This window comes from Salegentibacter sp. T436 (assembly GCF_001932675.1).
Lineage (GTDB): Bacteria > Bacteroidota > Bacteroidia > Flavobacteriales > Flavobacteriaceae > Salegentibacter > Salegentibacter agarivorans.
On the sequence record NZ_CP012872.1, the window covers coordinates 900,916 to 913,178 of the forward strand.

General features: G+C 36.4%; 12 protein-coding genes. 3 read left to right on the forward strand and 9 right to left on the reverse strand.

What is annotated here, in order from left to right:
• Positions 1-17 precede the first annotated feature (17 nt).
• Entirely contained in the window at positions 18-2,174 is a 2,157-nt protein-coding gene (locus AO058_RS03965; RefSeq protein WP_075325339.1) for a prolyl oligopeptidase family serine peptidase, read from the forward strand.
• Positions 2,175-2,325: 151 nt separating this feature from the next.
• On the opposite strand, the gene AO058_RS03970 is transcribed toward AO058_RS03965, so the two are convergent.
• The 6 genes from AO058_RS03970 to AO058_RS03995 all read right to left on the reverse strand — a co-directional run bounded on the left by AO058_RS03970 (position 2,326) and on the right by AO058_RS03995 (position 7,314).
• Positions 2,326-2,931 carry an HAD family hydrolase gene (locus AO058_RS03970; RefSeq protein ID WP_075325340.1) on the reverse strand — a complete coding sequence of 202 codons (606 nt, stop codon included), beginning with the start codon at positions 2,929-2,931 and terminating at the stop codon, positions 2,326-2,328.
• Positions 2,932-3,037: 106 nt separating this feature from the next.
• Positions 3,038-4,033, reverse strand: coding sequence for a glycosyltransferase family 9 protein (locus AO058_RS03975; RefSeq protein WP_075327875.1), 996 nt, complete (start codon positions 4,031-4,033; stop codon positions 3,038-3,040).
• Between the two features lie 121 nt (positions 4,034-4,154).
• Positions 4,155-4,760, reverse strand: coding sequence for a DUF4254 domain-containing protein (locus AO058_RS03980; protein WP_075325341.1), 606 nt, complete (start codon positions 4,758-4,760; stop codon positions 4,155-4,157).
• Positions 4,761-4,763: 3 nt separating this feature from the next.
• Positions 4,764-5,762 carry a DNA adenine methylase gene (locus AO058_RS03985; RefSeq protein WP_075325342.1) on the reverse strand — a complete coding sequence of 333 codons (999 nt, stop codon included), beginning with the start codon at positions 5,760-5,762 and terminating at the stop codon, positions 4,764-4,766.
• Positions 5,759-6,139 (reverse strand): hypothetical protein, encoded by a 381-nt coding sequence (locus AO058_RS03990; protein ID WP_143083650.1) that lies wholly within the window; start codon positions 6,137-6,139, stop codon positions 5,759-5,761. The genes AO058_RS03985 and AO058_RS03990 overlap by 4 nt, the downstream gene beginning before the upstream one ends.
• Positions 6,140-6,390: 251 nt before the next feature.
• Positions 6,391-7,314 carry a DUF6427 family protein gene (locus AO058_RS03995; RefSeq protein WP_075325344.1) on the reverse strand — a complete coding sequence of 308 codons (924 nt, stop codon included), beginning with the start codon at positions 7,312-7,314 and terminating at the stop codon, positions 6,391-6,393.
• A 111-nt stretch (positions 7,315-7,425) separates the two neighbouring features.
• Here AO058_RS03995 and AO058_RS04000 point away from each other — a divergent pair, with 111 nt between their 5' ends.
• Complete coding sequence (locus AO058_RS04000) at positions 7,426-7,659, forward strand: DUF6341 family protein (protein WP_075325345.1); 234 nt, start codon at positions 7,426-7,428, stop codon at positions 7,657-7,659.
• Here AO058_RS04000 and purD read toward each other — a convergent pair.
• Positions 7,651-8,925, reverse strand: coding sequence for a phosphoribosylamine--glycine ligase (purD, locus tag AO058_RS04005; protein ID WP_075325346.1), 1,275 nt, complete (start codon positions 8,923-8,925; stop codon positions 7,651-7,653). The two genes, AO058_RS04000 and purD, sit on opposite strands and share 9 nt — an antisense overlap.
• Positions 8,926-9,010: 85 nt before the next feature.
• On the opposite strand from purD, the gene AO058_RS04010 reads away from it, so the two are divergent.
• Positions 9,011-10,318, forward strand: coding sequence for a phenylacetate--CoA ligase family protein (locus AO058_RS04010; RefSeq protein ID WP_075325347.1), 1,308 nt, complete (start codon positions 9,011-9,013; stop codon positions 10,316-10,318).
• A gap of 166 nt (positions 10,319-10,484) precedes the next feature.
• Here the strand turns inward: AO058_RS04010 and AO058_RS04015 are convergent, their stop codons facing one another.
• Positions 10,485-11,255 (reverse strand): glycosyltransferase family 2 protein, encoded by a 771-nt coding sequence (locus AO058_RS04015; RefSeq protein ID WP_075325348.1) that lies wholly within the window; start codon positions 11,253-11,255, stop codon positions 10,485-10,487.
• A 7-nt stretch (positions 11,256-11,262) separates the two neighbouring features.
• Positions 11,263-12,252 (reverse strand): UDP-glucuronic acid decarboxylase family protein, encoded by a 990-nt coding sequence (locus AO058_RS04020; RefSeq protein ID WP_075325349.1) that lies wholly within the window; start codon positions 12,250-12,252, stop codon positions 11,263-11,265.
• Between the last annotated feature and the right edge of the window lie 11 nt (positions 12,253-12,263).

The following is a 12,263-nucleotide window of genomic DNA, read 5'->3' on the forward strand; positions in this document are numbered from 1 at the left end:
GTATCAAAACATAATTTATGAAAAAAACATTACCCGGAATTTTTGCACTCGCCGTCCTGGCTTCCTGCAACGATTCTAAATCAGAAAAAGAAATCAGTTTGAATTATCCTGAAACCAAAAAAGTAGATACGGTAACCGATTATTTTGGCACCGAAGTAAAAGATCCATATAGATGGCTGGAAGACGATCGTAGCGAAGAAACCGAAGAATGGGTAAAAGCCCAAAATGAGGTGACTTTCGATTATCTAAACAGCATTCCGTATAAAAAAGAGCTTGAAGAAAGACTCTCTGAAATATGGAATTATGAAAAAATAAGTGCTCCTTTTGAAGAAGGCGATTACACCTATTTCTATAAAAACGATGGTTTACAAAATCAATACGTGGTTTATAGAAAAAAAGGTGAAGATGGTAAAACAGAAGTTTTCCTGGATCCTAATAAATTCAGTGAAGACGGGACTACTTCCCTTGCCGGCTTAAGTTTCTCTAAAGATGGCAGCAAAGCCGCTTACGCTATTTCTGAAGGTGGTAGCGACTGGAGAAAAATAATCATTATAGATGCCGAAAATAAAGAACGTATAGAAGATACCATTCAAAATGTAAAATTCAGTGGAATTTCGTGGAAAGGAAACGAAGGCTTTTACTATTCAAGCTACGAAAAACCTGAAGGTAGCGAGCTTTCAGCAAAAACAGATCAGCATAGGTTATTTTACCATAAACTGGGAACTCCACAGAGCGAAGACAAAGTAATCTTTGGAGATTCTGAAGAGCAAAAACATCGTTATGTTGGTGGTGGCGTTTCAGAAGATGACCGGTTTTTATTTATTTCTGCAAGGAATTCAACCTCTGGAGGAAAACTTTTTATGATGGATCTTTCTAAAGAAAATTCTGAACTGGTTACTATTTTGGACCATGAAAACACCGATAGCTACGTAATTACTAACGAAGACAGTAAATTGTTTATCGTTACCAATATGGATGCGCCAAATCGTAAGGTTGTGACTGTAGATGCTGCAAATCCTTCTCCTGAAAACTGGGAGGATTTTATTCCTGAAACCGAAAACGTATTAAGCCCTTCTACAGGCGGTGGCTATTTCTTTGCCGAATATATGGTAGACGCGGTTTCTGAAGTAAAACAATACGATTATGAAGGAGAGTTAGTTCGTGAAGTTGAACTTCCGGGAATTGGTTCTGCAGGCGGATTTGGTGCTAAAAAGGAAAAAGAAGAATTGTATTATTCTTTCACAAATTATGTGACTCCGGGTACTATTTACAAATACAATATTGAAGAAGGAACTTCTGAGGTTTATAACAAACCGAACATAAAATTCAATCCAGAAGATTACGAAAGCAAGCAGGTTTTTTATACCTCAAAAGATGGGACAAAGGTTCCTATGATCATTACCCACAAAAAAGGTCTTGAGCTTAACGGTAAGAACCCAACCATGCTTTATGGTTATGGAGGATTCAATGTTAGTTTAACGCCTTCTTTTAGCACCGCAAATGCGGTCTGGATGGAACAAGGCGGAGTTTACGCCGTACCAAACCTTAGAGGTGGTGGTGAATATGGAAAAGAATGGCATGATGCCGGTATAAAACTTAAAAAACAAAACGTTTTTGACGATTTTATCGCTGCTGCGGAATACTTAATTGAAGAGAATTATACTTCCAGCGATTACCTGGCCATTCGTGGTGGTTCTAACGGCGGGCTTTTAGTTGGAGCTACAATGACCCAGCGTCCAGATCTTATGAAGGTGGCTCTACCAGCCGTTGGCGTAATGGATATGTTACGTTATCATACTTTCACCGCAGGTGCAGGTTGGGCTTACGATTATGGAACTGCAGAAGATAGTGAAGAAATGTTTAAATACCTTCTTGAATATTCCCCGGTGCACAACCTGGAAGAAGGAACCGAATATCCAGCTACTTTGGTAACCACAGGAGATCACGACGATCGTGTGGTGCCTGCGCATTCTTTTAAATTTGCCGCTGAATTACAGGATAAGCAAGCCGGAGATAATCCAGCTTTAATCAGAATTGAAACCAAAGCCGGTCACGGTGCAGGAAAACCTACAAAAATGATTATTGAAGAATATGCCGATATTTTTGGTTTCACCCTTTATAATATGGGCTTTGACACGTTACCTAATAAAACGGAAGAAGAAGTAAAAGGATAATTTTTTTATTATCTCAAAGAGGCTGTCTGAAATGTCTAGTTTCGTAAAGCTGAATCTGTTTCAGCTTCTAAGATGTTTTGATTATCAATATTTTAGATCCTGAAATAAATTCAGGATGACGATATTAAGAACTTTTCAGGCAGTCTCTTTTTTATTTTTTTCTATTCTGCACCAATTTCAATTCTCCCTCTTCAAGTAAATAGCCTTTTTCAGCTTTATACAGAATTTCCTCATCATCGTCTGAGTAGGCCTCTAGTAGCCTGTACTCTCCATTCATTTCAGCTTCGAGGCGTTTTACCTTTTCGGCATCATTACAGGTTTTTCCTATTATCTTATAATCTTCATTTTCATATTTTGTGAGAGTACCAATCACTTTTAAAGGCAAAAGTTCTTCCAAATATTTTGTGTAGACCTCGAATCCGCCGGTAACTATATACACTTTTATACCAGCTTTATCTTTTTCTTTAATATCGGTGAGCATATCCTCTCTAAAATGTTCGGGAAATTCAATATTCCAAAATTGCTTAGCGTACTTTTTTACCTTTTCAGGTGAAAGCTTATTCAAATAATCATATAAATTTTCTTTAAAATAAGTTTTACTGGTTATATGAAGCTTTCCCAACACATGCAGCCAGCCAATTTGAAAGAGATGCAATAACTTATAGCCTTTTTTATAGCAAATGAATTTAAAAAATTCATCTTTAGACGATTTTTTATACAAAGTTTGATTAAGGTCGTAAACTATAATTTCCTGCATTTTCGTAATGTTAGACTTCTAAAGAAAGATACTAAGAATCATCTTTCTACCACGAATTTTATCATTTTCTAAACAAGAAATTAACCAGATATGTAAAAGGCAATCTTTAAAGAAGTACTTCCTGAATCTTTTTTAATACAGTTTGTGGGGAAATAGTTCTAATAGCGTTCTCATAGCCTTCTGGAAACTTATTCCCGTAAACGGAAGTCGGTATTTTAGGGTATTGCGTAAGATTGGGAAGTAAGCTATTTTCCGTCGGCTGGTTAAAAGGTCTAAAACCGGCATAAGGATGCGTAACACCCCAAATACTTATTACCGGGATGCCAAACATCGCGGCCATATGTCCATTCCCACTGTCCATAGAAAGCATGACATCCAGGTTTGAGATAAGTGCGAGTTCTTCGGCTAAAGTGAGTTTTCCGGCAATACTAAGAGTATTTTTAAATCTGGCCGCCCAGGTTTCCAGTTGTTGTTTTTCTTTATTTCCACCGCCAAAAAGCAAAATTTTAATCTTTGAATTTTCACTTAATCTCCCTAAAACTTCTTCCATTAAATCTGCTGGATAGGCTTTAGAATTGTGCTGGGCAAAGGGTGCAATGCCAAGCCATTTTTTAGGTTCGGTGCCAACCAGTGTTCTTATCTTTTCTGAAATTTTTTCTTTTTCAGGAAATTTGTGGGTTTTGAGGTCTAACGGATAACCTAAAGCCTCAAAAACATCGGCATAGCGCTGTACGGTGGATTTTAATTGTTTAAAAACCTTATTGTTTTCAGTGGTTAAGGCCTTCTTTTCACTTCGGCCTTTATCAATTTGTTTTACTGAAATCCCAAACATATAGAACACCGATTTCAAGATATTGCTTCGCAAAACATCGTGAAGATCGGCTACTTTATCAATTCCCAGATCCCTTAAATCTTTTGCGAGTCGGCAGAGACCAAATACGCCGCTATGCACTCCGTTAACATCGGCTTCATAAACAGAAACCCGCGGAATTCCTTTAAACATTGGTTCAAAAAACCCGCGGGTTAAAACCGTAACTTTTAAATGTGGATAAGTGGCGCTAAGCACCCGTAATACCGGTACCGTCATCGCCACATCGCCCATCGCCGATAAGCGAATAACCAAAATATGAGAAGCCCCCTCAGCCTGTGGAATCTCTCCTGAAAGGGGAGAATTTCTTTTATTAAAAGAGGTCTTCTTCTTCATTTTCAAACAATTTTAAGCGCTATTTTTTTCTTAAAACAGGATTTAACTCATCGTCATTATACATCTTCATTTGCCTGTAAACTTTCATATACTTATTCCCGGCAGCAATATCTTCTAACAGCTGGTTTATCGCGGTAGAAAGGTCTACGCGTTGCTCCAGCAAAACATCAAGTTTAGCCTTACATTTCATTTGGTGCTCCTGTGAGGCATCTTCCCTATTAGCCTCCTCGTCCATATGATAAATCTTTAACGCTAAAATTGAAAGCCTGTCTATAGCCCAGGCCGGGCTTTCAGAATTTATTGTAGCATCTTCATTTGGCTTAACATCTTTAAATTTTTCCAAAAAATAACTATCAATATATTCCACTGTGTCCGTTCGGTCCTGATTTGACGCATCTATTTGGCGTTTTAGCGCCAGTGCATCTACAGGATCTATGTGCTTATCGCGAATAATATCTTCATAATGCCACTGCACTGTATCTATCCAGCATTTCCTGTATAATAAATGCTCAATCAACTCATTTTCGCTGTCGTACGGATTGGTAAATGGCTGTTCTACCGTATCTTTTTCGTGATATTTTTCTATTACTTCCTGAAAAATCTTATTTGCTTTATCTGAAAACATAAATTATTTTTTTTCTAAAATGTGTAAATATTCTGTTGTATTTATGGCCGTATGGTTTCGGTTTTCGGTTTTATCGGCCTTAAAACGCTGGTAATTTCTGGTTACCAGGTCGTAATTTCCAAAACGACTCATTATTTTTTTTATTTCTGTTGAAGGCATTAAACCCTCGTTATTATAGCTGAAGAAAATATATTTGAAATTTGCATTTTCCAGTAAATCTTTAAAAGAATTTTCAACTCTTGTCCTGCTACAATAATTTGATCGATAATATTCTCGCAAACCGGTTTTACCTTGTGGTGCAAAGGTATCATATTTTGCGATGGTATTTAAAATATGGTAGTTCGCGCCATACTGGCGTGCATTGTAGGGCGGATCTAAGTATAAAATATCCCCTTCAATTTCCTTAATTAATTGATTGGCATCTTTTTGGAAAACCCGGTGGGAATGTTCTGTAAAATCAAAGTTTGCTGGTCTTAATACTAATTCTTTTTGGGCCGAAAGTTTTACCTTTTTTAAAAATGCGCCATAGACTGAAGCGGTATTTGCCACTTTATCGGCACTTTCTAATAATGAAGCTAAAAGGAAAAAATACTGGTTTTTCCCTATTTCATTATTCAATTTCCAATTTTCAATTTGCTGCCTAACCGCGTCAATTTTCTTTCCATTTGCTTCAGAAAAATAAAGTCGGTTAGATTTTCCGTTTTCGCTGTATTCTTCAAAGATAAAACCCGGTTTTCCTTCCAGCTTATTTAATTTAACGAGGAGGTCTTCAGAATCTAATTTCTGATGATTTTCAATATAATTTTTGAGTAAAACATAACTGTAATATTCTACATCGTTAGCAAGAACCGATTTTACCGAAGTTTTAAAATTCCTGCCCACACTGCCTGTACCGGCAAAAAGATCGCAAAAAACCATTTGAGACAGATCTTCGCCAACCACTTCTTTTACCGTAGATTTTATAAAATTACCAAGCTTATGTTTAGAACCTATATAATTCATTTTACTGCCCAGATCACGTCAGCAAAAGTGGTTTTTCCTTGCTGAAATTGGAATTCTTTTAGTTGTGAATTTTCAAAAATAGCAACATATTTTTCAATCACCTGCTTCAAAAAAGAAATTTCAGCCTTTATCTTCCAATGCTGTCCATCTTCAGCATAAACTATTAAGAATAATCGATTTTCAAGATGAAAACGGCTTTGTTTGCTTTGGTTTTTATATAACCAGGAAATCAGAGTTTCAGGATTATTTTTTGCAAATTCAAGGGAACGACTAAACGCTTTTGGGAAAACACTTGTTTTTAAATCGAAATCATTTCCTAAGAAATTAAAATCAATTTTTCGATTTTTTGGGTTTTTATTGGGAATAACTTCTTTCATTTCGGCAAATATATGCTCCACGGCCATGGCACTCCAGAAGCTGTAAGATTACTGCAATACTGGAAAAATTGCTTTTCGTCTAACTTTTCAGTAGCGATAATTAAGGCAATTTGCTCGTTTAATTTATCCCAATTTGAAGTAGAATAAACAAAGGAAGACAGCCTGTCCCACGAATTAATTTGCTTACGAAACCAGCGATACTGGTATTTGCAGCGCTTTTTTAATTCGGTCTAAATTGCCGGTAAATTCATTTAAAAAATAAAAGGAATACACAAAGGCATTAAGATAAGCAAAACCAGCAAAACTTCCCGAAAGACTTTGTCTTCTCTTTGATCAAAATAAATAGAAGTGATTATACTAAGCGGTACAAAAAAGAAAATAAGTTCGCTACCATCTTTGGTAGGCGCAAAAATAGCAACCGCCACCGCGGTGAGTAAACTTAGCAAAACCAGGTTTAGGGAAGGCTTCATGGAGACGCTTGCCTTGCTCACCACTGCAAAAAACTGGACAAGTGTCCAAAGTGCCAAAGTCAAAATAATACTTACGGGAATAAGAATTTCGAGGTTTTGATAATTGGAATAATCAAAATTACTCCATTCAAACCACTGCGAAAATGTATAAAACTGGTCGTAAGCAATAATATGAAAACCAAGCGTTAAGAGCGCAACCGCTAAAGCTGCAATTGGGGGAATTAACCAGTTTTTAGGTTTTGGAAGATAATATAAGATCCCGGCATACACCACCACCAGGAATAAAATAGACCAAAAATAAAAAAGTGATGCGATAAAAATCCAAAAGGTAGCATCAAAAACCTTTTTCTGCATTACTTTTTTAGATTTTAAGCTAATAATTCTTCTAAAAGCCAGTAGTACCAATAAATTGGCAAATATCACCTGGTGATTTCTTAAAAGTGCAAAAAATGAAGCTGTGAAAATTACAAAAAACAAGATTTTATAGGCACTACGCTGGGTAAGTTCATTTTTCTTGGCAATAAAATTAAGGGTAAAAACACTTAAAATAAGTGATAATAAAACCGCCAGTTTTTCAAGAAAAAATAATAGGTTAAAATCTAAAAACCACTCCCTAAAATTAGCGATAATAAAAAATATAATGAGAAAAACGGTGATCGCAACCCCATTTACCGGTTTTGATTTGCCAAAAAAGCTTGTTAGCATTGTGGTTTTTTATATTTTTGTAATCTTAAATACACCAAAGTTAGTTATTGAACGCCTTCAAAGGTAATTTAATATCGCTTTGAAATAATTTGAACTTAAAATACACTAAAAATGTTAAGAGATATATTTGAAGGTATCGCCTATTTATTCGAGGAAATATTATTTGTTCCTTTAGATGCTTTAAGATCGCTGGAGCTTGATTCCTGGTGGGCTGCAAACGCCTTAAACTTCATCTTTATTTTAGTTGGTTTGGCTGCTTTTGCTTATTGGATGAAGCAATTAAAGCACTACAACGAAGTGAATGATGAAGATCGTGATCCTACAGCACACTCGTTTTTAGGATAAATCAAAGCCAAGATCTTTTCTATAATACATCTTATCGAAATGTAGCTTTTCTACATTTTGATAAGATTTTTTTAGTGCTTCTTTGTAATCTTTCCCAAAAGAAGTAACCGCAATCACCCTTCCACCACTGGTTACTACTTTATCGCATTCAAATTTGGTTCCCGCGTGGAAAACTATGGATTCTTCAACTTTATCAAACCCTGTGATTTCTTTAGATTTTTCGTAAGCTTCAGGATAACCGCCAGATACCAACATTACCGTTGTGGCTGCACGTTCATCTATTTCTAAAGAAATTTCGTTTAATTTTTCTTCAGAAACTTTTTCAAAAATCTCTACTAAATCTGATTTAATTCGGGGCAGTACAACTTCAGTTTCCGGGTCGCCCATGCGCACATTATATTCTATAACATAAGGTTCGTTTTTCACCATAATTAAACCGATAAAAACAAAACCTTTATAGTCTATATCTTCTTCCTGCAAACCATTAACCGTTGGTTTTACGATGCGTTCTTCAATTTTTTGCATCAATTCATCATCTACAAATGGAACGGGAGAAATAGCGCCCATTCCGCCTGTATTTAGGCCGGTGTCTCCTTCTCCTATTCGTTTGTAATCTTTGGCGGTTGGTAAGATTTTGTAATTTTTCCCATCAGTAAGTACAAAAACGCTTAATTCAATTCCGTCTAAAAATTCTTCAATGACCACTTTGGCGCTGGCCGCCCCAAATTTCTTTTCGGCCAGCATATTTTGAAGTTCCTGTTTAGCCTCTTCCAGATCGTTAATAATTAAAACTCCTTTTCCAGCTGCGAGTCCATCGGCTTTTAAAACATACGGCGGATTTAAAGTTTCCAAAAATTCCTTTCCGGCTTCAAGGCTTTTTTCGGTAAAACTCTCGTAGGTCGCGGTTGGAATTTTATGCATCGCCATAAACTCTTTTGCACGCTCTTTACTTCCTTCTAAAAGCGCCCCTCGTTTAGATGGGCCAATAACTTTTACGCTGTTTAGCGCATCATCTTCCGCAAAGAAATCGGTGATTCCTTCTACCAAAGGATCTTCGGGACCTACTACCAGCATTTCAATTTTTTCCTTCAGCACAAAATCTTTAATCGCTTTAAAATCGGTTACTTTTAGATCAATGTTTTCTGCAATTTCAGCGGTTCCCGCGTTACCCGGTGCCACAAAAAGTTGAGAACATTTTGGGCTTTGAGCCAGTTTGTAAGCAAATGTATGTTCGCGTCCGCCGGCGCCGAGAATTAAAATTTTCATCCTGAAGTCATTTTAGTTATGCACCAAAAATAATTGTTTGTAAATTGAAGCACCAATTATTTCTTATAAAAAAGCTTTTTCGCCCTTGGACTGGTTTAAACTTTCGTTGCAGCTTAATAAATTTCCCATAAACCGGGCGCAAAAAGTACTACAGGAAATACAGAAAATTCCCGCAGAAAATTATGAATATTACCTTAGTGAAAAACGCTGGGAAATTGTTGAATATCACTTAAATAATAATCATTTTTATAAAAATTTCTTCGGAAAGAGTTCATTTTCTAATTGGAACGAAGTGCCGGTAATGGCCAAAACCGATCTACAGCAAAAACTTGAAAACCGCCTGAGCAAAGGTTTTTCTAAATCCACTGCTTATATCGGAAAAACTTCGGGCAGCAGCGGTACGCCCTTTATTTTCGCCAAAGATAAATTTGCCCACGCACTAAGCTGGGCAGGATTTCAGGATCGTTACCAATGGCACGATATTGATCTCAACAAATCTTTACAGGCCAGGTTTTATGGAATTCCACTAGATTTCTACGGAAATATCCAGGAACGAATTAAAGACCGAATTAGTCTACGGCGAAGATTCCCCATTTTTGACCTGAGCGAGAAGAAAATGGAAAAATTTCTGAAGCGTTTTCAAAAATCAAACTTTAGCTATATAAACGGGTACACCAGCGCAGTTTTGCTTTTCGCAAAATTTCTTAAAAACAAAAACCTAATTTTAAAAGAAGTTTGCCCCAATTTAAAACTTTCTATAGTCACTTCTGAAAGGTTATTTGAAGAAGATAAAAAACTGATGAAAGCAGTTTTTGGAGTTCCTGTAGTGAACGAATATGGCGCCAGTGAAGTTGGCCTTATAGCCTTTGAAAATAAGGAAAATGAATGGATAGTAAATTCAGAAGATCTTTTTGTTGAAATTCTTGATAAGAATAACAATCCTGTACCAAATGGCACTGAAGGACGAATTGTAATTACTTCATTGTATAATAAAGCCCATTCAATGATTAGATACGATATTGGAGATACCGGCGTACTTTCAAAAAAAAGCACCTTGAAAAAGCCAATTCTTGAGAAATTAATTGGGCGAACAAATGATATCGCCACCCTTCCCGATGGGAAAGTGGTGCCGGGACTTACTTTTTATTATGTAACCAAAAGCATTATTGAAGATAATGGCAGTATCAAGGAGTTTGTGATTAATCAAAATACCCAGGATTCTTTTAAAATTGAGTATGTGAGTCAAATTGATTTTTCTGAAAACCAAAAGCAAAAAATTTTAATGGCCATTGAAACCTACGTGGGTAAAAATCTAAAGGTGATTTTTGAAAGAAAGGATAAACTTACCCGTAGTAAAAGCGGGAAATTAAAGCAGTTTACTTCAGATTTGTAGCATTTCCTGGTAAAAACTCCCCCGGTTTTTCGGCCACGAATTCACGAATATATTTATAAAAAGCTCCCCTACTTATAAAGGAGGGAATGAATTTAACGAAGCTGAAGAAAAGGGTGGTTGGCCAAAACATAAATCCTGAAATAAATTCAGGATGACGTAAATTATTCTAAATCTTTTTTACCTGTTTAGGCTTAACAAAGAAATGTTCCTTTAGAAAAACCAGCATATAACTAAGGCTTTTAGGGAAACTAAAACCTAAAAACTTGTGATAAATGTTGAAATTAAATTTAAGCATCTCAACTTTATTTCTTGAAATAGAGCCTTTTCTCACCCGGTATTTTGCTAAACACTTTTGAATTCCTATCGCCGGCCCACCTTTTTCAACGGCTTCCAGCCAAAGTGCCCAATCCTGCCTTTTCCTTAATTCAGGGGCGTAGATCTTTCCTAGTCTTTTAGTATTGTAAATCCCCGTGAGGTTGCCGAGGTAGTTTGATTTAAGCAATTTTTGATAAGTTAAAACGGGCAGTGCTTCTATAATTTCGTTTCTGGTATTTCCATTTTCATCTATTTGTAAATAACTGGAGAAACAAACCGCAACATCCTGCTGCTGCATCAATTTAAGCTGAATTTCCAGCTTTCCCGGTTTCCATTGGTCATCTGCATCCAAAAAAGCTATAAAATCGCCCTGAGCGGCTTTAATTCCTTTATTTCGACTTATTCCTGTGCCGAAATTATTTTGATTTTGAAGTATTTTAATTCGGAAATCTTGCTTTGCAAATTTTTCAGCTTTAGAAAGCGTAGTATCTGTTGAGGCATCATCGATAATAAACAATTCCCAGTTGGAGTAAGTTTGAACAATTACAGAATTTACCGCAGCTTCAATAAAATTTTCCGCATTAAAAGCGGGCATAATTACTGAAACCAGGAGATTCTCCATAACTTGATTATCGCCTTATATGATTGGAAAAATCTTTGTGCTCGCTTTTCTCTAATTCTTCGGGACTTAGATTTTTGAAATAATTGTAAGTAATTTTCATTCCTTCACTACGGGAAACATTAGGCTCCCAGCCTAAAACCTCTTTTGCCCGACTAATATCTGGCTGTCTTTTTAAAGGATCGTCTTCCGGAAGTTCTTTATAAACCACTTTTTGCTCGGTTCCGGTAAGTTTTAAAATTTCTTCGGCGAAATCTTTAATAGTGATTTCATCTGGATTTCCAATATTCACAGGATCTGGATAATCGCTTAATAATAAACGATAAATTCCCTCAATTTGATCGTCTACATAACAAAACGAGCGCGTTTGCAAGCCATTACCAAAAATGGTGAGGTTTTCACCCCGCAAGGCCTGACCAATAAATGCAGGAATTACCCGACCATCGTTTAATCGCATCCTGGGACCGTAAGTATTAAAAATACGCGCAATCCTGGTTTCTAAACCGTGAAATCTGTGATAAGCCATTGTTATAGATTCCTGAAATCGCTTGGCCTCATCATAAACTCCGCGTGGTCCAATTGTATTTACATTTCCGTAATATTCCTCATTTTGTGGATGAACCTGAGGATCCCCATAAACTTCAGAGGTAGAAGCGATCAAAATCCTGGCATTCTTTTCTTTTGCCAAACCTAGGCAATGTAAAGTCCCCACCGAACCTACTTTTAAGGTTTGAATGGGAATTTTTAAATAATCTATGGGACTTGCAAGAGAAGCAAAATGAAGAATATAATCTAACTCACCGGGAACGTGAATAAATTTGGTGATATCGTGATGAAAAAACTCGAAATTATCCAGTTTAAAAAGATGCTCGATATTCTTTAAATCTCCGGTAATAAGGTTATCCATTGCAATAACTTCATAACCTTCTTTAATAAACCTATCACATAAATGAGAGCCTAAAAAGCCGGCAGCCCCGGTAATGAGTATTCTTTTTGCCATTCCTGAAGTTT

Excerpts from the sequence above, each read along its gene's own strand:
- AO058_RS03980 (WP_075325341.1), bottom strand. The coding sequence starts at position 4,760 with ATGTTTTCAGATAAAGCAAATAAGATTTTTCAGGAAGTAATAGAAAAA.
- AO058_RS04020 (WP_075325349.1), bottom strand. The coding sequence starts at position 12,252 with ATGGCAAAAAGAATACTCATTACCGGGGCTGCCGGCTTTTTAGGCTCT.
- AO058_RS03990 (WP_143083650.1), bottom strand. The coding sequence starts at position 6,139 with ATGAAAGAAGTTATTCCCAATAAAAACCCAAAAAATCGAAAAATTGAT.
- AO058_RS03975 (WP_075327875.1), bottom strand. The coding sequence starts at position 4,033 with ATGGGCGATGTGGCGATGACGGTACCGGTATTACGGGTGCTTAGCGCC.
- AO058_RS03985 (WP_075325342.1), bottom strand. The coding sequence starts at position 5,762 with ATGAATTATATAGGTTCTAAACATAAGCTTGGTAATTTTATAAAATCT.
- AO058_RS03970 (WP_075325340.1), bottom strand. The coding sequence starts at position 2,931 with ATGCAGGAAATTATAGTTTACGACCTTAATCAAACTTTGTATAAAAAA.
- AO058_RS04015 (WP_075325348.1), bottom strand. The coding sequence starts at position 11,255 with ATGGAGAATCTCCTGGTTTCAGTAATTATGCCCGCTTTTAATGCGGAA.
- AO058_RS03995 (WP_075325344.1), bottom strand. The coding sequence starts at position 7,314 with ATGCTAACAAGCTTTTTTGGCAAATCAAAACCGGTAAATGGGGTTGCG.
- AO058_RS04000 (WP_075325345.1), top strand. The coding sequence starts at position 7,426 with ATGTTAAGAGATATATTTGAAGGTATCGCCTATTTATTCGAGGAAATA.
- AO058_RS03965 (WP_075325339.1), top strand. The coding sequence starts at position 18 with ATGAAAAAAACATTACCCGGAATTTTTGCACTCGCCGTCCTGGCTTCC.
- purD (WP_075325346.1), bottom strand. The coding sequence starts at position 8,925 with ATGAAAATTTTAATTCTCGGCGCCGGCGGACGCGAACATACATTTGCT.